This is a genomic window from Ectopseudomonas khazarica, from assembly GCF_017915135.1.
Classification (GTDB): domain Bacteria; phylum Pseudomonadota; class Gammaproteobacteria; order Pseudomonadales; family Pseudomonadaceae; genus Aquipseudomonas; species Aquipseudomonas khazarica.
The window spans coordinates 2,017,310-2,039,366 of sequence record NZ_CP068551.1 but is presented as its reverse complement, the minus strand read 5'-3'; the positions used below and the strand labels follow the sequence as shown (position 1 = coordinate 2,039,366).

Sequence of the window (22,057 nt, the reverse complement as noted above, 5' to 3'; positions counted from 1 at the left end):
GGCGGCTGCGCGTCGGCCAGCGCCTTTGTAGGGTGGGTTAGCGAAGCGTAACCCACCGCCCAGCCGTCAGGCTGGCAAGCATGATGCCGACGGCATCAACGGTGGGTTACGCCGCTACGCGACTAACCCACCCTACGGATTATCCCGAGGGCACAGACAATGCTGCTCAACCTATTCAACGAAATGCGCGCGGCCAAGGTGCCGGTGTCGGTGCGTGAGTTGCTCGACCTGATCAACGCGCTCAAGCACAACGTCGTGTTCGCCGACATGGACGAGTTCTATTACCTGGCGCGGGCGATCCTGGTGAAGGACGAGCGTCACTTCGACAAGTTCGACCGCGCCTTCGGGGCCTACTTCAAGGGCCTGGAAAACCTCAACGAACACATCGAGGCGATGATCCCCGAGGAGTGGCTGCGCAAGGAATTCGAACGCCTGCTGAGCGACGAGGAGAAGGCGCAGATCCAGAGCCTCGGCGGCCTCGACAAGCTCATCGAGGAGTTCAAGAAGCGCCTCGAAGAGCAGAAGGAAAAGCACGCCGGCGGCAACAAGTGGATCGGTACCGGCGGCACCAGCCCGTTCGGCTCCGGTGGCTACAACCCGGAAGGCATCCGCGTCGGCGATGCCGGCAAGCGCCAGGGCAAGGCCGCCAAGGTGTGGGACCAGCGCGAGTACAAGAACCTCGACGACCAGGTCGAACTGGGTACGCGCAACATCAAGGTGGCGCTGCGCCGCCTGCGCAAGTTCGCCCGCCAGGGTGCGGCCGAAGAGCTGGACCTGGACGGCACCATCGACCACACCGCGAAGGACGGCGGCCTGCTCAACATCCAGATGCGCCCGGAGCGCCGCAACACGGTGAAGCTCCTCCTGCTGCTGGACATCGGTGGCTCGATGGACGCCCACGTCAAGGTCTGCGAGGAGCTGTTCTCGGCGTGCAAGACCGAGTTCAAGCACCTGGAGTACTTCTACTTCCACAACTTCATCTACGAGAGCGTGTGGAAGAACAACATGCGCCGCACCAGCGAACGCACCTCGACCCTGGACCTGCTGCACAAGTACGGCGCCGACTACAAGGTGGTGTTCGTCGGCGATGCGGCCATGGCGCCCTACGAGATCACCCAGGCAGGCGGCAGCGTCGAGCACTGGAACGAGGAAGCCGGCTACGTCTGGATGAAGCGCTTCACCGAGAAGTTCAAGAAGATCATCTGGATCAACCCCTACCCCAAGGACACCTGGAACTACACCGCCTCCACCGGCCTGGTACGCGAGCTGATCGAAGAACGCATGTACCCGCTGACCCTGCAGGGCCTGGAAGACGGCATGAAGTACCTGTCCAAATAGTCCGGCCGCAACGAAAACGCCGCGACCCCTTCACAGGTGTCGCGGCGTTTTTCCTTGCCCGGAGTACCTCCGGGCCCGGCGTCGGAGTCAGCGCTTGTCGGCATCGTCCGGCTTGTTCAGATCCATCACCGTCTGCGCTGGTGTCTGCGGCGGTTCCTCCGGCTTGCGCTCGGCAGCCGCAGGCGCGGCCGGGGCGCTCTCCTCCGCGCTCGGCGCAGGGTCTTTCTTGCGCAGGCCCAGGCGCTTGCCCAGCCAGCCGAACAGCACCACCGGGATGAACCAGAACTTCTTCAGCAGCACCAGCAACATGGCCAGCAGGCCGGTCTTGGCCGCCACCTTGCCCGCCACCAGCGCACCCAGGCCGTAGGCCGCAACGGTATCCAGGTCCGGGTTGAACTCGGCGTAACGCTGGCCCGGATTGAACTCGGTAGCCGCCAGCACCGCCGGTACGTTGGCTTCGATCTCCGCCAGCTGGTCCATGTTGGCGACGAAGTTCAGCACCAGCACGCCCTTGCGACCCAGCACACGGATGTTGTAGTTGAGGGTGTTGATGTCGCTGTCGCCGAACTTCAGCTCCTTGGCCCAGTGCAGCTTCTTGCCTTCGGCGTCGTAGCGCGGCTCGGCGGCCCAGCCGACCAGCTGCACCGTCTCGTAGCCGTTTTCCTCGCGCCAGGCGTTGGATTCGCGCATGTCGGACTGCATGTCTTCGAGCATGTCGCCGTAGTCGATATCGGCGGCGTCCTCGTCGGAAACGTAGCCACTGTCCTCGTACTCGACCGTCACACCCCAGGACTCATCGGCCAGCGGCGAGATGCCAGCCGGCAGGATCATCCCCAGTGGCGGCACGTCGTCCGGCGGATTGCCCCAGCCGTCGACCAGCAGGCGCTGGGCATTGTCACTGTCGAGAAACACCAGCGAATCGGGCAGGTTCAGCGTCGCCAGGTCATCGCCCAGCACCACGCGACCGGTCTTGAACTCCAGGCTGGCGACGAACGCTTCGGGACTGCTCCATTGCCCGTCTTCATCGACTTCGGCAACCGCAGCGGCAGGCTCCGGCTCAGCCGTGGAATCGGCATGGGCAACGGACAGGAAAGGCAGGACGGCAGCCAGCGCGGCTGCCAGGATCGAATCCTTGATCGGCATGGAAACTCCAGAGATACACTGAGGCGATTAAATGTAACGCCGTATTACATTAACACGCGCCACCCGCCGCGCAGGCGAACCAGTGCAAATTTCTGCGCGATGCCAGCCAGGGACAGCCGCCCTGCGCCCGTCCCTGTCCCGCTCAGCGCCAGTGTCGCTGCTGCGTCTGCCGGGTTCGTCCAGCGCCGGACATCCAGCCGAGCGTGAGGATCAGCAACTCGACCAGCCAGGCCAGCAGCAAGGCGCAGACCAGGCCCCAGAGAATCGCCTCCGGGGTGAACAGCACCTGGTAGCGGTACGCCTGCAGCGTCTCCTCGAACAGCCCGCGGTCGGCCCCCGTGGCCAGGTGCCAGGCCTGTTCGTACCAGGCCCCCTGCATGGCCTGCCATTCGCGCTCGAGCAGGGCCGCGCGCTGTACCAGATGGGCGACGCTCTGCGCATCGCTGCGCATCACCGGGTCGTCACTGACGCGGTAGTGCGCCACCAGCGCGTCCATGTCGCCCTTGAAGAACTTGCTGGCGGTGTCCTGAAAGCCCTTGAGACTCTGTTGCGACTCCAGACGATGCGCCTCGACGCGCTTGGCGTAATCGTCGACGAACCCCGGTACCTGCACACCCAGCAGCAGGCCGAAGGCGAACAGCGTCAGCCGCAGATAGCTTCTCAACATGCCTCGTTCCCCTCTCTCAGGCCTTGCCGCTGGCGACGCACTCGCCACGACGCCACAACCGCCACTCGCCCGGTTCGTAGCGTGACCATTGCTCATTGTCGGTCAGCGGTTCGGTGGCGATCACCGTGACCACGTCGTCAGGCGTGGTTTCCGCCTGGAAATCCACCTTCAGGTCGGCATCCTTGAGCTGTGCAGGGCCGAAGGGCGCACGCCGGGTGATGTGCGCCAGCTTGCTCGAACAGAAGCTGAACAGCCAGTCGCCATCGCTGAGCAGGCAGTTGAACACGCCGAGCTGACGATAGCTGGAACAGGCCGCGACCAGCACGGGCAGCAGCACCTCGACCGACACCGGCTCGGGAAAGGCCCGGCGCACACGATTGAGCAGGTCGCAGAAGGCGGCTTCGCTGTCGGTATCGCCGACCGGGCGATAGAAGCTGCTGGAGCCGGTGAGCCCCGCCAGTTGGCCATTGTGCGCAAAGCACCAGTTGCGCCCCCACAGCTCGCGACTGAACGGATGGGTGTTGACCAGGCACACCTTGCCGACGTTGGCCTGGCGAATGTGGCCGATCACCACCTCGCTCTTGATCGGATAGCGCTGCACCAGCTGCGCCACCTCCGACTCGCTGCTCGCCTGCGGGTCCTGGAAGATGCGCAGGCCCCGGCCCTCGTAGAAGCCGATGCCCCAGCCATCGCGATGCGGCCCGGTACGGCCACCGCGCTGCATGAGGCCGGTGAAGCTGAACACGATATCGGTCGGAACGTTGGCGCTCATGCCGAGCAATTCGCACATCGAATCAATTCTCCTTGGCGAGGATCAGGCGCAGGCGATCGGCTTCATCCTGCAGGCGCGCTTCGATGCGCTTGCGCCCCAGCGGCAGAAAACGCGTCAGCAGCCGCCAGAGCAGTGCCAGCAGGTCACCCGGCCGGCGCGGAATCAGGTGCAGATGAAGATGGGGGACATGCTGATTGGCGTCCGGGCCGTCGTTGAGCAACAGGTTGATGCCCTGGCTACCGTAGCCTGCCTGGCGCAGCGCCGCAGCCACCCGCTCGGCCAGGGGCAGCAGGCGCTCAGCGAGCGCAGGCGGCAGATCGTGCAGAAAAGGCGCATGCCGGCGACTGACGATCAACACATGGGCCGGACGCATGGGGAAGATATCCAGCAGCACGATGAAATCATCGTCCTCGTACAGGCGGTGAGCCGGCAGCCGTCGCTCGGCAATGGCGCAGAACACGCAATCCATCGAGCCTCCCTTGCACTGGGCCAGCCGGCCTTGCGTCTGCTGCGACAGGCGCAGGCGGCAGATCAGATACGCGGTTCCAGACGACCGGAGCGGTCGTGGCCGTAGTCACGCAGCGGCAGGTCGTCGTCCTCTTCCATCCGCTCGCGCAGCGTACGCGAATCTTCGTCGACCTCGCTCACCTGCTCCTCGCGACGACCTTGCCACCAGCGTTCGATGGGCCAGCGAATGGCGACGAAGAGCAGGTACAGGGCGAAGGCGATCAATCCATAAAGCGACAGGTCGGCCACCGCACGCCAGGCGTTGTTGCCGACCTTGAGCAACAGGTCCATGGCGGTGACGGCAATCGCCGGGGCGAACAGCTCACGCGCCGGGTCGACGATGGTCGGACTGAACAGCAGCACGGCCACCAGCACCCGCAGCGGCTCACGCGCATAGCGCCACATCCAGGTGGTCATGCGCATCCACACCAGCAGGCAGCCCAGGGCGGCAACACCGTATGCGGCCCAGGCCATGAGGTAGTCGTTTTCGTTCATCATAAGCAGTCGCCGGCGTGGCAGGTGTGGCAAAGGGGCGCTTATGATAACGGCTTTTGCTCGCCCCGGCGCCCCTGTCGGGCACCCAGTTCTGGAGTTTCAGCATGTCCACTGCCCCTCGTGCCCGCCAGGAAGCCGGCACAGATCCCTACCGCTGGCTGGAAAACCGCGACAGCGAGGAGGTGCTGGCCTACCTGCAAGCGGAAAACGCCTACCTGGAAAGCACCCTGGCTCCGCAGCATGCCCTGCGCGAGCAGTTGTTCGAGGAGATCAAGGGGCGCATCCGCGAAACCGATCTGTCGCTGCCCACGCCCTGGGGGGACTATCTCTATTACCAGCGCACCACGGCTGGCGACGAGTACCCGCGCCACTACCGCTGCGCCCGTCCGGCGGGCGCTTCGCTCGAGGTCGACGCGGCCAGCGAGACACTGCTGCTGGACCCCAACGAACTGGCTGCCGGCGGTTTTCTCTCGGTGGGCGCGTTCAGCATCAGCCCCGACCAGCGGCGCCTGGCCTACAGCCTGGACAGCAGCGGTGACGAGATCTACCGCCTGTTCGTGAAGGAACTCGACAGCGGCGCGATACGCGAGCTGCCCTTCGACGACTGCGACGGCAGCATGACCTGGGCGAACGACAGCCAGACCCTGTTCTTCACCGAACTGGACGACACCCACCGCCCGTACAGGCTGCACCGCCACCGCCTCGGCGATGAAGCCGCCGAAGCGGTGTTCGAGGAAGCCGACGGCCGCTTCTTCCTGCACTGCTACCGGTCCAGCTCCGAACGTCAGCTGATCCTGCAACTGGGCAGCAAGACCACCAGCGAAGTCTGGGTGCTGGACGCCGACACGCCGCACGCAGCATTCGCCTGCCTGGCGCCGCGCGAGGAAGGCCACGAGTACGACGCCGACCACGGCATGCTCGACGGCCAGTGGTGCTGGCTGATCCGCAGCAACCAGAGCGGCATCAACTTCGCCCTGTACCGCGCCGCCGAAGACCAGCCAAAACGCCCGCACTGGCAGCAGATTCGCGCGCACGATGCGCAGGTGATGCTCGAAGGCGCGACCCTGAATCAGAGCGCCATCGTCCTCGCCTTGCGCGAAGGCGGCCTGCCCGTGCTCGAGGTGCAGCCGCAGGGAGCAGTCAGCTACCGCGTCGCCCTGCCGGATGCCGCCTACAGCCTCTACGTACAGGACGGCCTGGAGTTCCACAGCACGGTGATCCGCCTGCGCTACGAGGCCCTCGGCCGCCCTGCCCAGGTACGCCAGCTGGAACTGGCCAGCGGCGAGCAGCAGGTGCTCAAGCAAACGCCGGTGGAAGGTCCGTTCGACGCCGACGCCTACGAGAGTCGCCGCCTCTGGGCCACCGCGGGTGACGGTACATTGGTGCCGATCAGCCTGGTGGCGCGCCGCGAGGTCTTCGCCGCCGGCCAGCCGGCGCCGCTCTATCTCTATGGCTACGGCGCCTACGGCGCGAGCCTCGACCCCTGGTTCTCCCACGCCCGCCTGAGCCTGCTGGAGCGCGGCTTCATCTTCGCCATCGCCCACGTGCGCGGCGGCGGCGAGATGGGCGAAGCCTGGTACCGTGCCGGCAAGCTCGAGCACAAGCAGAACACCTTCGACGACTTCATCGCCTGCGCCGAACGCCTGATCGCCGAGGGCCTGACCAGCCCCGCACGCCTGGCGATCAGCGGCGGCAGCGCCGGTGGCCTGCTGATCGGCGCGGTGCTCAACCAGCGCCCAGAGCTGTTCGCCGCCGCCATCGCCGAGGTGCCCTTCGTCGACGTGCTCAACACCATGCTCAACCCGGACCTGCCGCTGACCGTCACCGAGTACGACGAATGGGGCGACCCCAACCAGCCCGAGGTCTTCGCCCGGCTGCAGGGCTATGCCCCCTACGAGAACGTCCGCGCCCAGGCCTACCCGGCCATCCTCGCCGTCGCCGGCTACAACGACAGCCGCGTGCAGTACTGGGAAGCCGCCAAATGGGTGGCCAGGCTGCGCGAGCGCAAGACCGACGACAACCTGCTGCTGCTCAAGACCGACCTGGACGCCGGCCACGGCGGCATGAGCGGTCGCTATCAGGGGATCCGCGACGTGGCGCTGGAATACGCCTTCCTCTTGCGCGTACTGGATATCCGCTGATGCAGGGCCTGCTGTATCGCTGGCTGTTGCTGATGGGCGCGGGGCACGTGCTGCTGGGCATCGTGCTGGCCTTTGCCGCCCACCTGCCGCTGACCCAGGGGTACTTCGACTACCTGCACGCCGCCCGTGGCCTGCCCCTGCCGAGCCCCGAGCAGCAGGTGCCGCTGCGCACCCTGGTCGGCCTGTTCGGGCCCACCGTGGCCAGCTGGGGCCTGCTGTTCTGCGCGCTGTTGGTGATCTACCGCCGCCACGGCCTGGGCCTGATCAAACCCGTGCTGATCGCCGCCCTGCTGCTGTGGAGCCTGCTCGACAGCGCCTTCTCCATCGCCTTCGGCTTCACCCTGCACGCCTACCTCAACGGCGCGGCCGCACTGGCCATGGGCATCCCGTTGCTGGCCCTGAGGCCCGCCACCCGGCCACGTCCGCCGGCGCTGACACTGCGCCATGACAGCGGGCGGCGCCTGCGTGTGCTGATCACCGGCGGCAGTGGTTTCATCGGCAGCCCGCTGGCCACGGCGCTGAGCCAGGCCGGCCATGAGGTACTGATCCTGACCCGCGACCTGGCCAGTCTCGGCCAGGTGCGCGGGCGCATCAGTGCGCTGACCGACCTGGCGCAGATCGCCAGCGATGAGCGCATCGACTGCCTGATCAACCTGGCCGGCGAGCCATTGGCCGGGCAGCGCTGGAACCCTGCGCGCAAGCAACGCTTCCTGAGCAGCCGGCTCGACACCACCGACGCACTGCTGCAACTGGTGCAGCGCCTGGAGCACAAGCCCGAGCTGCTGCTCAGCGGCTCCGCCGTCGGCTACTACGGGCACTGGCAGGACGAGCCGCTCGATGAAGACAGCGAGGCGCACGACGGCTTCTCCCATCGGCTGTGCGCTCAATGGGAGGCCAGAGCCCTGCAGATGCAGGCGCTTGGCCTGCGCGTGTGCCTGCTGCGTATCGGCATCGTCCTGGGTCGCGATGGCGGCCCACTGGCCGAGTTCAAGCGCCCCTTCGAACTGGGTGTGGCCAGCCAGCTGGGCGACGGCCGGCAATGGATGCCCTGGATACACCTGGACGATGTTCTGGATATCTGCAGCTACCTGATGCGCACGCCACTCAGCGGCCCGATCAACCTCACCGCCCCCGAACCGGTCAGCCACCGGGACTTCTGCCAGGCGTTGCAGCGCCAGGTGCCCTGGGCGCGCCTGCGACTGAAGGTACCGGCCGCGCTGGTACGCCTGCTGCTGGGCGAGATGGCCGACGAAGTCCTGCTCACCGGCCAGCGCGTGGTGCCGGCCCGCCTGCTGCAGAGCGGCTACCGTTTCCGCTACCCGCAGCTGCAACCCGCACTCCAGCAACTGCTCGCCAGGCGCTAGCCGCGCGCAGCGGCGGCCAAGGCTCGGCCAGCCCCCTGAAGCGGGTGCTGGCGCGGCACTCTCTCTGGCGTCAAAGCCCCGCCATACCTGGCCTGCTGCCACTTTTCAGCGACGAACGGTAACAAACCTGACCGTTCGACCAACTCGCCGCGCTGGCGGCGAAATCTGATCTAGGCTGAACGCACGGCGCTTGGCGATGGCCATGAGCCACCCTTTCCTGCTGCCAAGGAAGACCCTGCCATGAAGAGTTGGAAGATACGCACTCACCTGTTGCTGCTCGCCGGCGTTCTGCTCACCGCGCTGCTGGCCGTCGGCCTGCTCGGCCTGCATGGCCTCAAGACCACCGTCGGCGGCCTGCAGACCGTCTACCTGGACCGCGTGGTACCGCTGCGCGACCTCAAGCAGATTGCCGACCTCTACGCGGTGAACATCGTCGACGCCACGCAGAAGGCGCGCAGCGGCACCCTCAGCGGCAACGCCGCGCAACAGATGATCGAGCAGGCCCAGCAGCGTATCGCCGAGATCTGGAAAGCCTACCTGGCCACCCAGCTGATCGCCGACGAGCGGCGCCTGATCGACGAGATCCCCCCCCTGATGAGCAAGGCACAGCAGCCCCTTGAGCAGCTGCAGAGCCAGCTCATCCGGGGTGACCGGGGCGAAATCGAGCGCTTCGCCAGCAACGACCTGTACCCGTTGATCGACCCGCTGTCGGCCAAGTTTTCCGAGCTGATCGAAGTCCAGCTCGGCGAGGCCAAGCGCCAGTACCTGCTGGGTGAGGCGGCCTACGCCAGGAGCCTGCGCCTGAGCCTGTTGCTGCTGGTGGTCGCGCTGCTGCTGGGTAGCGTGCACGTGCTCTACTTCAGCCGCCTGCTCGGCCGCCAGCTGGGTGCCGAACCCGGTGAGCTGGAGGCGATCAGCGCCCGCATCGCCTCCGGCCGCCTCGACGGCGCGCAGCAGGACGGCGGTGGCAGCAGCGGCGTGATGAAGTCGGTGCAGGCGATGCGCCACGGCCTGCACGACGTGATCGGCAACATCGGCGAAGCCTCCGAGGAAATCGAGTGCGCCACCCTGCAGCTGGCCGCCTCCTCCGAGCAGGTGCTCAACAGCGCCAATATCCAGAGCGACACCGCAGCGGCGATGGCCGCCACGGTCGAGCAACTGGCGGTGAGCATCAACCACATCGCGGAGAGCGCCCAGCACACCCACGACCGCGCCCGCCAGGCCGGCGAGCTGACCGACAGCGGCCTGCAGGTGACCACCCAGGCCATCGAGGAAATCCGCCGCATCGCCTCGCTGGTGACGCAGTGCTCCGGCGACGTCGAGCAACTCGCCGCACAGTCCGGCAACATCGGCGCCATCGTCGACGTGATCCGTGGCATCGCCGAACAGACCAACCTGCTCGCCCTCAACGCCGCCATCGAGGCCGCCCGCGCCGGTGAACAGGGCCGTGGCTTCGCCGTGGTGGCCGACGAGGTGCGCAGCCTGGCCGCGCGCACCGCGCAGTCCACCACCGAGATCGTCGCCCTGGTCGAGGCCATCCACAATGGCGTGTGCCAGGCCCGCGACAGCATGTCCGCGACCTGCTCGCGGGTGGACACCGGCCTGCAACTGGTGGAGAACAGCGCCACCACCATGGGCGAGATCCGCGTGGCACTGGACGAGTCGCTGCAGTCGGTGGGGCTCATCGCCACCGCCCTGCAGCAGCAACGCGCCGCCAGCGAACAGGTGGCGCAGAACGTCGAACAGGTCGCGCAGATCGTCGAGGAAAACTCCGCCGCGCAAGGCGGCATCGTCCAGGCCATTCGTGCCTTGCAGGGCATGTCCGAGCGCTTGCAGGGGGTGATGCGCCGCTTCAGTTTCTAGGGTACCAGCGGGCGGCGCCGGTGAACGCGACGCCGCCCTGCCGGGTTTGCCTGCTGCCCGTCACATCGGCAGGAAGACGGGATTGGCAACGCCGATTGCAGACGCTAAGGTCGCCAGCTCGTTCTTTCAGCGTGACGCCCCAATGTCCGATACCTCCCACCTGATCGACGCGATCCGCGACATGCTGCTCGACTGCGGCCTGTTCGACACCCTGGATCGCAGCGACGTGCAGACCGCCGCCGGCTACTTCAACCTCAATCGCATCAACGAGGGGACGGCGATCTTCAGCGAAGGCGACGCCGGTACCTTCATGTGCATCCTGGTCCAGGGCAGCGTCTCGATCCGCAAGAGCAATGCCAGCGGCGACGAGGTCGAGGTGACCCGCCTGCGCCGTGGCCGCGCCTTCGGCGAGATGGCCGTGCTCGACGGTGAACGCCGCTCGGCCAGTTGCGTGGCCACCTGCGACTGCGTGCTGCTGTCGCTGGGCAAGGACGCGCTGGACAAGATGCTGCAGGAAAGCCCGAGGACGGCCGCCCAGGTGATCCGCGCCATCGCCGTGGGCATGTCCAGGCGCCTGCGCATGGCCGACGGGCGCCTGGTCAACCAGCCCTAGTCGGTCTTCCGCGTCTCGCTCGCGCCAGGGCTGCGGCGCTCGTCGCCACCCTGCTGATTGCGCCGCAACTGCTGCTGCAGCGACTCCAGCGGCAGGTCCTTCGCCGGTGCGGAGCGCGGCGCCGGCAACAGCGGCGCCAACTCCGAGCGCCCGGCAGGCGTCTGTGCCGGCCGGGCATAAGGCTGGCTGGTGGTGGGCTGCGTCGGCGCTTCCGGCATGCGCAGCAGCGGTGCGGATTGCCCCTCGGCCAGGGCCTGCCCCGCGAGCAAAAGCAGAGTGGCCAGCCAGGGCCTGACATGCTTCATCGAAGACCTCCTGCGCGATGCGCTTTCGTTCTATTCTGGCAACACCCACCCACGAACGTTCCAGTGAAACGACTCATGACCACCAGCAAGCTCGACAAGATTCTCGCCGAGGCCCAGCAGCGCCGCGAAACCAGCTACCGGGAAAAGGCGCTGCGCATGTACCCGCACTTCTGTGGCCGTTGCGGTCGCGAGTTCAGCGGCAAGCGCCTGAGCGAGCTGACCGTGCACCACCGCGACCACAATCACGACAACAACCCGGAAGACGGCTCCAACTGGGAGCTGCTGTGCCTGTACTGCCACGACAACGAGCACCAGCGCCAGGTCGACCTGCACTACCAGAAAGAGGAAGCGGCCAGCGCCGGCTCTGGCAGCAAGGTCACGCACAAGGGCCTGGCCGGCCTGGCGGATCTGCTGAAGAAGTCCTGATCGTCAGAAGAAGCGCGTCACGCTGATCTTGGCATTGCGCCCCTGGCTGTAGGCACCGTCGCCGCTCAGCGCCGGTCGATAGAAGCGGTTGAACAGGTTGTCCACGGTCAGGTTGACCCGCGTGCCCTTGAGCCCCTTCATCGTCGGCGCCCACTCCGCAAACAGCCGGTGGGTGTCGTAGCTGTCGTTGTCGTGCTGATCCCACACGCTCTCGCCGGAGACATCGTAGAAGTCGCTGGGCAAGCGGTCGGTCTTGCGCACGAACTCGCCCTGCCAGCCCATCAGCAGGTCCGCCTCGGGCACCTTCAGGCCCAGCGTCGCGACCCACTTCGCCGGCGGCACGTCGCGGGCCCAGACGTCCGGCCCCCAGGGATTGCTGTAGGCACCGTCGTGCTTGCCGCTGACCCAGGCATAGGTGAGGCTGCCGAACAGGCGGTCGCTGTCGTAGTAGGTCTCCACCTCGAACCCCTTGAGCGTCACGCCTGGCAGGTTGCGGTAGTTGGACAACGGCAGGTATTCGCCGCACTTCGCGGAAATGGAGCCCCCCTCCGCAGCCTGGCGCTCGCAGGCGATGCTGCGCAGCTTGAAGATCTCGTCCTCGATCCGGTGGTGGAACACCGTCGTGCGGACCTGCAGGCTGTCGCCCTCGCGCAGCAGGTTGCCGAGGCTGACCACGCTGCCTGCACGCAAGGCGCGGATACGCTCGGCGTCCAGGCCGCGACTGGTTCCGCCGATGGTCGTGCTGTTCTGCAGTTCGTACTGCTCGTCGATCACCGGCGCGCGCCAGGTCCGGGCGTAGTCGGCGAACAGGGCGAACTCGTCGGTGACCCGCCAGAACAGCGACAGACGCGGCGACCAGCCCGTGTAGGTCTGCGCCCGATAGTCATGCCCGCGCTCGGGGTTGTTGTAGTTCGACGCCAGGTTTTCCTTGCCCTGGTTGCGCACCGTGTCGAAGCGCAATGACGGAGTGATGGTGAGGTCGCCCAGGGTGATCGCGTCCTGAAGGTAGGCGCTGCGCGACGTCTGCGAGCCGCGCGGCATGAAGTAAGGCTGGAACCAGCCATAGTTGTACTGCGGACGATTGTAGGTGGAGCCCGGCAGGTACATCAGCACGTCCCGCTTGTGGCCGTGCCAGGCCACCCCTGCGGTCAGCTCGTGGCCGAGTACGCCGGTGTCGAAGCGACTGGTGTTGCGCATCTCGACGACCCGGTCCTGATAGTCCGTGCGCATCCACTTGCCACCGGTGGCCAGCGAGTAGCTGGCATCCTCGCCGCGCTCGTCGATCTGCTCGGTTTCGGACCACGAAGCCTTCAGCTCGAGGTCGATCCAGGGGTTGTCCAGTGGCTGGTAGCGATAGCGGCCGGCCCAGGTGGTGTCGGTCACCTCGCGATCGGCCATCAGCCGGCGCATGGCCGCCTCCAGGCTGCCGTAGCGGTCGATACTGTACTTGCTCGGCAGCAGGAAGCTGGCCGCGCTGAAGGGGACGAACTCGTCACTGCGCGAACGCATGAACGTCAGGCCGAAGCTGTGCTCGTCGTTCGGCCGGAAGTTGCCCTTGAGCAAGGCGCCATCGAGTTTCTTGTCGGTGAACGGATAGCGCTGCGGGTACTCGTACTCGGGTTCGAGCTGGATGTTCCCGGCCAGCTTCATGTCGCGGCCATCGCGTGTGGTCAGGTAGGCCAGGCCGTCGAAGCGGGCATCCTCGCTGCGGCCGTAGACCGCGCCGCTGTAGAGCTTCTGCTGGTCGTTGCTGTGATAGCCGTACTTGAGCATGGCGCCCAGGTCACGTCCCTCCTCGAGCAGGTCCGGGGCATCCTTGGTCTCCATGTGCACGGTACCGCCGAAGCCGCCGTTGCCGGTGAACACCGAATAGGGCCCCTTCTCGACCTCGATGCGCTTGATCAGCTCGGGTTCGATGAACACCGTGCCCTGCTGGTAGCGCTCGAAGCCGCTCTTGGACGCGCCGTCGAGGCTGAACGGGACGTCCTCGGCATCACCCAGCCCCCAGATGTTGACCGTCTGCCCACCCTGCTTGGACGACCCGCCCATGCTCACGCCCGGCAGCGTCTGCAGCAGGCTGGGAATGTTCTCCGCCTGCTGACGCTCGATCTCCTTGCGCGTCAGCGTCGAGCGCCCGACGCTGGCCGAGTCGACCTGGCGGCCGTCGCCCACGATGCTGACGGAGCCCAGTTCGATGGCGTTGGCCTCGGTCGTCGAGACCGGCATGCGGCGCACCACGAAGCTCCCCGCGGCCTCCACCAGTTCCAGGCCGCTGCCGCGCAGCAACTGCCGCAGCGCCTCGACGGGTTCGTAGCGCCCGCGCAGCGCGGGCCCCTGCAGCCCCTGGACCTGATCGCTCTCGAAGAAGATCTGCAGCTGCCCTTGCCGGGCCAGGGCCGTCAGCGCGCTGCCCAGGGGCTGCGCGGCCAGATCGAAATCACGTGGCTGCGCCTGGGCGGTTGCCCCCATCAGGCAACCGATCATCAGGGCGGCACCGGTGCGGGAACGCCACCAGGCACTGGGCGAAATGCGGGTTTTCATGCGGGTCTCCACTGCTTGCAACACCACCACGGCATGAGGTGGTTGGCATGGAAGACGCTTAAATGAAAAATACCCGCATATGAGAATGAAAATATTTTTACTCAGGCGCACTGATGAGCCGAACGCTGCCATCGTCCAGCGACTCGACCTTCACCGGCAGGAGCACCGGCAAGGCGCTGAGGAAGTCGTCGGGCCGCGCCAGATCGACGCTGCCGGACACCTGCCTGGCGGCCAGCGCGGCATCGCCGAACGACACCGGCGTCGCGCCGTACTGCGACAGCTCATCGAGCAGCTGTGCCAGTGGCCATTGCTGGAAGACCAGCCGCCCGGAGCGCCAGCTGGCCACTTCACCGTCGGCGACCCGCGAGCGCAGCAAGGTGCCCCGGTTGCCGTCGTAGACCGCGCGATCCCCTGCCAGCAGCTCGACCAGCGGGGCATCCGCGCGTGGCTGCAGGGCGACCCGCCCGCTCTCCACACTCACGGTCAGCAGCTCGCGGCCACGGCGCACGTCGAAGCGCGTACCGAGCACCTGCACGCTCCCCTCCCCGGCCTGCACCCGGAACGGCCGTTGCACATCCCGGGCCACCTCGAAGAACGCCTGCCCCTGCACCAGTTCGACCTCGCGCCGCTCCGCCAGCAGGCGCACCTCCAGGCGCGTGTTGCGATTGAGATGGATACGGCTGCCATCCTCCAGGGTCACCTCGCGGGGCGTCTGCGGCCCGCTGACCAGGGTAAGTGCCCCATCCGGCGAGACATCCAGCCAGGCCGGCAGCAGCGCCAGCAGCACCAGGCAGGCGGCTGCCGCCAGCGAACGCCAGCGCCGCCAGCGCCGCCGGGGCGCCGGGCGTTCAGCCGGAATCGGCGGCCTGGGCAGCTGGGCCATGTCCTGCCAGAGCAGCTGCAGGTCGGCGTACGCCTCGGCATGGGCGGGGTCGGCCGCCAGCCAGGCCTGCAGGTCGGCTTCGTCGCGGGCGCCGAAGGCATCGCCATGGCGCCGGGCGAACCAGAGGGCGGCCTGCTCGTCAGGCGACGTCGGGTCGACTCGAAGTTCGCTCATTGCTCATCCTTCCCTGTGTCAGGCGTCAGTTGCTGCCGGCAATGCAGCAGGGCGGCGGCGATGTGCTTTTCCACCATGCTCAGCGAGATGCCCATGCGCTCAGCCACCTGGCTCTGCGACAGGCCCTCGAAGCGGTGCAGGATCAGCGCCTCGCGCCGTCGCGGTGGCAGGCCCTCCAGGGCACGGGCCAGCTGTCGCAGGCGCTGCTGCTGGTCAAGACGTTCCAGTGGACTCGCTTGCGTGGCGGCGGTATCCGCGATCGCTTCCAGCGGCTCGCGCTGGCCCTGGCGCTGCTGGCGACGCCAGTGGTCACGCAGCAGGTTGCGGGCGATGTGAAAGAGAAAGGCGCGCGGCTGCTCGACGCCTGCGCGATCCCGCCAGCCCAGCCACTGGGCGAATGCGTCCTGAGCCAGATCGGCGGCATCGGCCTGGCTTTCCAGGCGTTTGCGGAAGAAGCGCGTCAGTTCCGTGTGGACGCTGCGGTAGACCGACGAGAAGGTGCCGCGAAACTGCTCATCCACGGACGGCACCAGCGGGCGCGGTGCAACAGACTGCCTGCACGAGGCCCCCTAACTGCATGAGGCGCCCGAAGGCGCCAATTAATGATAATAACTATCATTTAATAGCAGTTATCGTATGCAGGTCAACTCAACGCAGCAGGCGCGTATCCAGCGTCTTCGACGGACCACCGATGACATTCTCGGTGATGTCGATGAAATCCTGGGTACTGACCCGGTCCAGGCGCATGAGCCCGCGGGTCACGTCGTCCAGTGACAGGTTGCCCTTGTCCTTGGTCTTCTGCCGAATCTCGCGATCCAGTTCCTGCAGCAGCAGCACCGCACGCGCCGTCACCGGCCCGGTGGCGTGATCGGTGCGCAGGCTGTTGACCGGCTTGCTCCAGTCGATCAGCTGCTCGCGGATCTTCTGGTAACGCTCCTCGCTGATGCCGCCCGCGCGGCGCACCAGTTCGATGGCGTAGTACTCGGCCAGGCCCTCGGCGATCCAGTCGCTGCGCTCGCGCCCGTAGATGCGCCCGAAGACATGCACCAGCTCGTGCACCAGGGAGCTGGTGCCATTCTCGCTGACCAGCGGGCGATCGGCGTGCATGTAGTAGGAATTGGCCGCCGACAGGCCGCCACGCCACATCGGATCGCCGGCACCGACGATCAGCAGCTTGCTCGGATCACGCGGGAATACCTGCTGCAACTGCGGCCAGACGAAGGTGAGGAAGGTCATGATATCCATGCGCCGCATGCCCTCGCCCACCGGCGCGGAGATGGCGACTTCGGTATCGCCCAGGCGCGTGCGCCGGGTGCCGAGCTTGCCGGCGAGCATCCAGCCGGTCGGACGGTCGAACTTGCGCTGCGCATTGTCGACGCGAAAACGGTTCTTGCCGATGCGTGGCCAGCCGGTTTCCACGCTCTTCCAGCCCTTGGGCAGGTCGAACTGCAGGCGCGACACCAGTTCGGTCTTGTCCTGCTGATCGAGCTTGGCCGCCGGCACCAGGTCGTCGCCACGCAGCAGCACCCAGTCCTTGGTCATCCGCGCGTCATAGCGCCCCGACTTGCGCTCATGGTCGATCTGCACCCGGTAGCTGAGCACGCTCTTGCCCTTGCCCGGCTGCCACTTGCCGCGCCCGGCGACCTCCTGTGACCACTGGCCGTCGGTCTCGAAGTCGCTGTAGCGCCCGTCGTCACCCAGGTTGAAATCCAGACTGCGGACGCGCTCCCCCTTCTCCAGGGTGATGCTGACCTCGGCCTGATCGCTGTCCGGCAGGAAGCGCACGCGATAATCCAGATCGACCTTCTGGGTCGCGGCGAAGGCCGGCAGGCTCAGAAGCAGCAGAGACGATAACAACGGCAAGCGAAGGGACATCGAGCAACACTCCTGGTGCGGGAACTGGCGGCATATGACCGCGACACCCCGGGGCAATTCCATGGGCGCCCGACAGATTTGCCACGAAGTGGCGAGGCGATCAACCCGCGCGGAAGATCAGGTGCTCTTCCCAGTCGTCCTCGGCGACGCTGTTCTCGCTGAGCATGCGTCCAGCCTGGGAGATGCGCTCGATATGCACCGCCTCCGGGTCACCGCATACCAGGTGATGCCACAGGGGCAGGTCCTTGCCCTCGCTGACCAGGCGATAGGCGCAGGTCGGTGGCAGCCACTGGAACTGGTCGGCCTGCGCCGGCGTGAGCTGGATGCAGTCGGGCACGTGCTTGACCCGATTGGCGTAGTCGCTGCAACGGCAGGTCTTCAGGTCCAGCAACTTGCAGGCGATGCGCGTGTAGTAGACGGCGCCGTCGTCTTCATCCTCGAGTTTCTGCAGGCAGCACAGGCCGCAACCGTCGCACAGTGATTCCCACTCGTCCTGGTCGAGTTGGGCGAGGGTCTTGCGTTTCCAGAAGGGTTCGACTTTGGCGGCCATGACGGCAGTATGGACTCGGCGGAGAAAAGCGCGGCAGTCTAGCTCGTGCGCCCGCCCGGGCCAAGCCGCGCGGGGCGAACGGCAGGTCAATAGCCGCGACTGAAGTCCACCTCACCGCGCAGGGGCGCTGCGGCCTGCCAGCGCGACAGGTTGTCGAGGAACAGCGCGCTCATCAGCAACGGGTCGGTCGGTGCCGAACTGTGCCCGGTCAGCAACAGGCGCGGTGCCGCCCAGAACGGATGCCCGGCCGGCAAGGGCTCCTCGCGGCATACGTCGATCACCGCCCCCGCCAGTTGCTGCCGTTCCAGCGCGGCCACCAGGTCGGCATCGACCACCGCCGTGCCGCGTCCGGCGTTGATCAGCAGCGCCTGCGGGCGGAAACGGGCGAACAGCGACGCGTCGTAGAGGTCACGGGTCGCGGGCGTGTCCGGCAGCAGATTGACCACGTAGTCGGCCCAGGCGCTCAAGCGGGGCAGCTCGTCCAGCGCCGCCACCTCGAGGAAGGGTGCCTGCTCGCGCGCCTGACTGGCCAGGCCACGCAGTTCCACGCCGAACGGCGCGAGAAACTCGGCCACGGCCTGGCCGATGTCACCGCAGCCGACCACCAGCACCCGGCGCCCGCGCAGGCTGCGTGGCTGGCCGTTGTCCCACTGCTGCGCGACCTGCGCCGCCAGCCGGGCGAACAAGCGGCGCTCATGCGCCAGCATGTGCCCGAGCACATACTCGGCCATGACCTGGCCGAAGATGCCGACGGCGCGGGTCAGGCGGTAATCACGAGGCAGGTCGGTCGCCAGCAGCGGCGTGATGCCAGCCCAGGTCGACTGCAACCAGTGCGGGCACAAACCCTCGCGCAGCAGCGGCGTGAGCAGGTCCGGCTGGCCCAGCCAGACTTCGCACTGCCCGGCGGCCTCGCGCAAACGCGCCGGCTCGGCGCTCGCCACCAGCTGCAGACCGGGGCACGCACGGCGGACCTGCTCGGCATACAGCGCGTGCTTGTCTTCGGCGATCAGCAGGCGCATGACTCAGACCGGATCGTTACGGCACAGCAGCTCATCGGGCAGGTGCTGGATGTAATCCTCTTCGGGCGGCGGCATCTGCAGGTGATAGCCCTGCTTCTCGAGGTTCTCCAGTACCTGGGCGATGTCCTCGCGCGCCAGCTGACGCTCGGGGCTGAGCACCAGGTCGAAGGCATGCGCGGGTGGGCCGAACACGGCGAGCAGACCTTCGGGCACGCGGGTCAGGGCATCGGCCTTGAGCACGTAGAGGTACATCTCGTTCTTGCGCGGGCTTTTGTAGATCGAGCAGATGCGTTTCACGCGGATTCTCCTTCGCTGGCCAGGCAGTCGAGCAGCGCCTGGCCCATCAACTCCCGGCGCCAGCCGCGCAGGGAATCGGGCAGTTGATACGGACCGTTGGGGAAACCCGTTTTCAACAGGGCTTCCAGGGTTTTCTTGCGCAGCATCAGCTCCGGCACGATATCCAGGCGCTCGCCCTCGCGCTGGCCGACGGCGCGCAGTTTCTTCAGCAGTGCCGAGGCCTCGATTGGCAGCGGCTCGGGCAACGCCTCGGGCCATTGCTCGGGCGGCAGTGCCGCCGCATCGCGGATCAGCTGCAGCAGGGTTTCACCATCCTGACGCACGGTCTTCGGATGCATGTCTTCGATGCGCGCCAGGGCGACCAGGTTGTCGGGCTGCGTACGCGCCAGCGGCCACAGCGAATGCTCGCGCAACACACGGTTGCGCGGCTGGTTGCGCGCACGCGCCTGCCGCTCGCGCCAGGCACACAGGGCGCGCAGCACCGCCTGCTGCTGACGGGAAAGCTTCCAGGCCAGCTTGGCATCGCGCCAGGCGTCTTCCGGATCGACTTCGCGGTGCAGGTTGCCCACCAGTTCGGCACCGTCCTCCAGCACCCACTCGACCTTCTGCGGTGCCAGGCGGGCGGACAGGGCGCGGTACACCTCCACCAGATGCAGCACATCCTCGGCGGCATAGCGCACCTGCAACGCCGACAGCGGCCGCTGCAGCCAGTCGGAACGGGTCTCGCCCTTGGGCAGCTCGATGTCGAGCAAGGCCAGGACCAGGCGCGAATAGCCCATGGAGAAACCGAGGTTGAGGTAACCGGCCGCCAGTTGCGTGTCGAACAGCGGCGCCGGCAGGCTACCGGTCAGGCGCAGGAACACTTCCAGGTCCTCGCTGCACGAATGCAGCACCTTGACCACGCTGGGCGCTTCGAGCAGCGCGGCGAATGGCGCCCAGTCGCTGATGCGCAGCGGGTCGATCAGGTAGGCGCCGTCGCCGCCGCTGACCTGCAGCAGCCCGGCGATGGGATAGAAGGTGTCGACGCGCATGAACTCGGTGTCCAGCGCGACGAAGGGCAGCGTCTGCCAGACGGCGCAGTGCTCGGCCAGGCTGGCGTCGTCGAGAATCCAGTGAATGTCGTTAGCCACGCGGCTCTCCCATGAACAATGGCGCGCAGTATATATGCCCTGGCCACTCGACGGGCAGCGAGCTGCCGCCGGAGGCTCGATCTGTGTAACCTGTGCCGCGCATCGCCCTCCGACACGGAAGAACAACAATGCTGAAGAAACTGCTCGCCCTGCCCGTCCTGCTGTTGCTCGCGGCAGCGCTCTACCTGGCGCTCACGCCCAGCCCCATCGATCCCCTGCCCTGGGAAGCGCCCGAGGCACCACCGATGACCGCTGTGCTGGAGCCCAACGACACCCTGATGAAAGCCGAGCTGCTGGCGCGCGGTCAGATCCACGGCCCGGAGGACACCGCAGTCGATGCCCAGGGCCGGGTGTACGCAGGCCTGCATGATGGCCGCGTCGTCCGCGTGCTGGCCGACGACAGCGTGGAAACCTTCGCCGATACCGGAGGCCGCCCGCTGGGCATGGACTTCGATGCCGCCGGCAACCTGATCCTCGCGGATGCCTACAAGGGCCTGCTGCGCATCGATCCGCAGGGCCGCATCGAGGTGCTGAGCACAGAGGCCGACGGCCTGCCCTTCGCCTTCACCGACGACCTGGACATCGCCAGCGACGGCATCATCTACTTCAGCGACGCCTCATCGCGCTTCCAGCAACCGGACTACCTGCTCGACCTGCTCGAAGCGCGCCCGCATGGACGCCTGCTCAGCTATGACCCGAGCACCGGCGAGACCCGCGTGCTGCTCGATGGCCTGTACTTCGCCAACGGCGTGGCGCTGTCGGCCAACGAGGACTTCGTGCTGGTCAACGAAACCTATCGCTATCGCATCACCCGTTACTGGCTCAAGGGCGAGCGGGCCGGTCAGCATGAGGTGTTCATCGACAACCTGCCGGGCCTGCCGGACAACCTGCAAGGCGACCGCAAGGGCACCTTCTGGGTGGCCCTGCCGACGCCGCGCAAGGCGGACGCCGACTTCCTCCATCGCCACCCCTGGCTCAAGGCGCAACTGGCCAAGCTGCCGCGCGCACTGTGGCCGAAGGCGATTCCTTATGGCTTCGCCATCGCACTCGACGAGAACGGCAAGATCGTCCGCAGCCTGCATGACACCAGCGGCACGCACCTGCGCATGGTCACGTCGGTGAAACCGGTGGGTGACTACCTGTACTTCGGCAGCCTGGACAACGACCGCATCGGCAAGCTGCCGCTTCACTGAGCGACGAAGCGGCCCTGCCCGTTGCAGGCACGGGCCGCTTGTTCAGACCTTCCGGGCGATCCAGATGGTGTGCCGCGTGCCGCGATTGCCGTGGGCATAGACCTGCACCGCCTCACCCTTGAAGCCCGCCTTGCGCACTTTCTCCGAGAAGGCCCGGTCGGCGCTGGACGACCACACCGCCAGCATGCCCCCAGGGCGCAGCGCCCTGGCGCACTGATACAGTCCGGGCATGCTGTACAGCCAGTCATTGCCCTTCTGGGTCAGCCCTTCCGGGCCGTTGTCGACATCCAGCATGATCGCGTCGTAGCGTTGCTCGGCAGCCTGCAGCAGCTTGGCGACGTCCTCCTGAATGATCAGCGCACGCGGGTCGCGCAGCGGATGACCGGCTTTCGCGCCCAGCGCGCCACGGTTCCACTCGACCACTCCCGGCACCAGCTCGGCGACCTCGACCTCGGCGTCAGCCCCCAGGTGCTGCAGAGCCGAGGCCAGGGTAAACCCCATGCCCAGGCCGCCAATCAGCACCCGCGCCTGCGGGCGCCCGGCAATCTGCTTGCAGGGAATCGCGGCCAGAGCATCTTCCGAGCCGTGCATGCGTGTATTCATCAGTTGCCCGCCATCGCCGCCGGCAATCTTGATGACGAAATCGTCCCCGTATTCGAACAGGTTCAATGCACCGTCCGTACCCGGGATCGGAGCGGTGTCGAGCAAAACGAAGCGTTTCATGCGGAGCGCAAACCTGCGTGACGAGCGATAAGGCAGGC

Annotated in this window: 22 protein-coding genes; 7 read left to right on the top strand and 15 right to left on the bottom strand. The window is 66.8% G+C overall.

The features are described 5' to 3' along the window. The first annotated feature begins 159 nt into the window (after window positions 1-159). On the top strand, window positions 160-1,338 hold the full coding sequence (locus JLK41_RS09685) for a vWA domain-containing protein (RefSeq protein WP_037053464.1): 1,179 nt from the start codon (window positions 160-162) through the stop codon (window positions 1,336-1,338). A gap of 87 nt (window positions 1,339-1,425) precedes the next feature. Here JLK41_RS09685 and JLK41_RS09680 read toward each other — a convergent pair whose 3' ends face one another. The 5 genes from JLK41_RS09680 to JLK41_RS09660 form a co-directional block, all read right to left on the bottom strand. Continuing rightward, on the bottom strand, window positions 1,426-2,481 hold the full coding sequence (locus JLK41_RS09680; RefSeq protein WP_210390913.1) for a DUF2167 domain-containing protein: 1,056 nt from the start codon (window positions 2,479-2,481) through the stop codon (window positions 1,426-1,428). Window positions 2,482-2,623: 142 nt separating this feature from the next. Beyond that, complete coding sequence (locus JLK41_RS09675; protein WP_037053466.1) at window positions 2,624-3,148, bottom strand: DUF2937 family protein; 525 nt, start codon at window positions 3,146-3,148, stop codon at window positions 2,624-2,626. Window positions 3,149-3,164: 16 nt separating this feature from the next. Next, on the bottom strand, window positions 3,165-3,938 hold the full coding sequence (locus JLK41_RS09670; protein ID WP_037053469.1) for a class II glutamine amidotransferase: 774 nt from the start codon (window positions 3,936-3,938) through the stop codon (window positions 3,165-3,167). Between the two features lie 4 nt (window positions 3,939-3,942). Further along, window positions 3,943-4,389: an HIT family protein gene (locus JLK41_RS09665; protein WP_210390912.1), complete on the bottom strand. Its 447-nt coding sequence runs from the start codon at window positions 4,387-4,389 to the stop codon at window positions 3,943-3,945. A 62-nt stretch (window positions 4,390-4,451) separates the two neighbouring features. Beyond that, on the bottom strand, window positions 4,452-4,925 hold the full coding sequence (locus JLK41_RS09660; protein ID WP_037053471.1) for a hypothetical protein: 474 nt from the start codon (window positions 4,923-4,925) through the stop codon (window positions 4,452-4,454). A 101-nt stretch (window positions 4,926-5,026) separates the two neighbouring features. Between JLK41_RS09660 and JLK41_RS09655 the strand changes: the two genes are divergently transcribed. The 4 genes from JLK41_RS09655 (at window position 5,027) to JLK41_RS09640 (ending at window position 10,903) form a co-directional block, all read left to right on the top strand. Beyond that, window positions 5,027-7,063, top strand: a complete 2,037-nt coding sequence (locus JLK41_RS09655; RefSeq protein WP_210390911.1) for a S9 family peptidase — start codon at window positions 5,027-5,029, stop codon at window positions 7,061-7,063. Then, entirely contained in the window at window positions 7,063-8,427 is a 1,365-nt protein-coding gene (locus tag JLK41_RS09650) for a TIGR01777 family oxidoreductase (RefSeq protein WP_210390910.1), read from the top strand. Before JLK41_RS09655 ends, JLK41_RS09650 begins: the two co-directional genes overlap by 1 nt. Before the next feature lie 240 nt (window positions 8,428-8,667). Beyond that, on the top strand, window positions 8,668-10,290 hold the full coding sequence (locus JLK41_RS09645) for a methyl-accepting chemotaxis protein (RefSeq protein WP_210390909.1): 1,623 nt from the start codon (window positions 8,668-8,670) through the stop codon (window positions 10,288-10,290). 142 nt (window positions 10,291-10,432) lie between these two features. Then, window positions 10,433-10,903: a Crp/Fnr family transcriptional regulator gene (locus JLK41_RS09640; protein ID WP_037053474.1), complete on the top strand. Its 471-nt coding sequence runs from the start codon at window positions 10,433-10,435 to the stop codon at window positions 10,901-10,903. Here JLK41_RS09640 and JLK41_RS09635 read toward each other — a convergent pair. Continuing rightward, entirely contained in the window at window positions 10,900-11,208 is a 309-nt protein-coding gene (locus tag JLK41_RS09635; protein WP_210390908.1) for a hypothetical protein, read from the bottom strand. The genes JLK41_RS09640 and JLK41_RS09635 overlap by 4 nt on opposite strands. A gap of 75 nt (window positions 11,209-11,283) precedes the next feature. On the opposite strand from JLK41_RS09635, the gene JLK41_RS09630 reads away from it, so the two are divergent. Further along, on the top strand, window positions 11,284-11,634 hold the full coding sequence (locus tag JLK41_RS09630) for a YajD family HNH nuclease (RefSeq protein WP_037053485.1): 351 nt from the start codon (window positions 11,284-11,286) through the stop codon (window positions 11,632-11,634). A gap of 3 nt (window positions 11,635-11,637) precedes the next feature. Here JLK41_RS09630 and JLK41_RS09625 read toward each other — a convergent pair whose 3' ends face one another. The 8 genes from JLK41_RS09625 to rnd form a co-directional block, all read right to left on the bottom strand. Further along, window positions 11,638-14,175, bottom strand: a complete 2,538-nt coding sequence (locus JLK41_RS09625) for a TonB-dependent receptor (RefSeq protein ID WP_210390907.1) — start codon at window positions 14,173-14,175, stop codon at window positions 11,638-11,640. A gap of 97 nt (window positions 14,176-14,272) precedes the next feature. Next, window positions 14,273-15,232: a FecR family protein gene (locus tag JLK41_RS09620; RefSeq protein WP_210390906.1), complete on the bottom strand. Its 960-nt coding sequence runs from the start codon at window positions 15,230-15,232 to the stop codon at window positions 14,273-14,275. Continuing rightward, window positions 15,229-15,753, bottom strand: a complete 525-nt coding sequence (locus JLK41_RS09615; protein ID WP_037053494.1) for an RNA polymerase sigma factor — start codon at window positions 15,751-15,753, stop codon at window positions 15,229-15,231. Before JLK41_RS09615 ends, JLK41_RS09620 begins: the two co-directional genes overlap by 4 nt. Before the next feature lie 127 nt (window positions 15,754-15,880). After that, a complete protein-coding gene (locus JLK41_RS09610; RefSeq protein WP_134677967.1) occupies window positions 15,881-17,107 on the bottom strand; it encodes a hypothetical protein in 1,227 nt (408 codons plus the stop codon). 100 nt (window positions 17,108-17,207) lie between these two features. Next, window positions 17,208-17,657: a YcgN family cysteine cluster protein gene (locus JLK41_RS09605; RefSeq protein ID WP_037053499.1), complete on the bottom strand. Its 450-nt coding sequence runs from the start codon at window positions 17,655-17,657 to the stop codon at window positions 17,208-17,210. Between the two features lie 86 nt (window positions 17,658-17,743). After that, window positions 17,744-18,676 carry a D-2-hydroxyacid dehydrogenase gene (locus JLK41_RS09600; RefSeq protein ID WP_210390905.1) on the bottom strand — a complete coding sequence of 311 codons (933 nt, stop codon included), beginning with the start codon at window positions 18,674-18,676 and terminating at the stop codon, window positions 17,744-17,746. A gap of 3 nt (window positions 18,677-18,679) precedes the next feature. After that, on the bottom strand, window positions 18,680-18,973 hold the full coding sequence (locus JLK41_RS09595; RefSeq protein WP_047589720.1) for a YcgL domain-containing protein: 294 nt from the start codon (window positions 18,971-18,973) through the stop codon (window positions 18,680-18,682). Beyond that, window positions 18,970-20,103 (bottom strand): ribonuclease D, encoded by a 1,134-nt coding sequence (gene rnd, locus JLK41_RS09590; protein ID WP_134677964.1) that lies wholly within the window; start codon window positions 20,101-20,103, stop codon window positions 18,970-18,972. Before rnd ends, JLK41_RS09595 begins: the two co-directional genes overlap by 4 nt. 131 nt (window positions 20,104-20,234) lie before the next feature. On the opposite strand from rnd, the gene JLK41_RS09585 reads away from it, so the two are divergent. Next, window positions 20,235-21,296 carry an SMP-30/gluconolactonase/LRE family protein gene (locus tag JLK41_RS09585; protein ID WP_175253593.1) on the top strand — a complete coding sequence of 354 codons (1,062 nt, stop codon included), beginning with the start codon at window positions 20,235-20,237 and terminating at the stop codon, window positions 21,294-21,296. Between the two features lie 42 nt (window positions 21,297-21,338). On the opposite strand, the gene JLK41_RS09580 is transcribed toward JLK41_RS09585, so the two are convergent. Then, on the bottom strand, window positions 21,339-22,019 hold the full coding sequence (locus JLK41_RS09580) for a spermidine synthase (protein WP_150609132.1): 681 nt from the start codon (window positions 22,017-22,019) through the stop codon (window positions 21,339-21,341). Window positions 22,020-22,057: the final 38 nt, after the last annotated feature.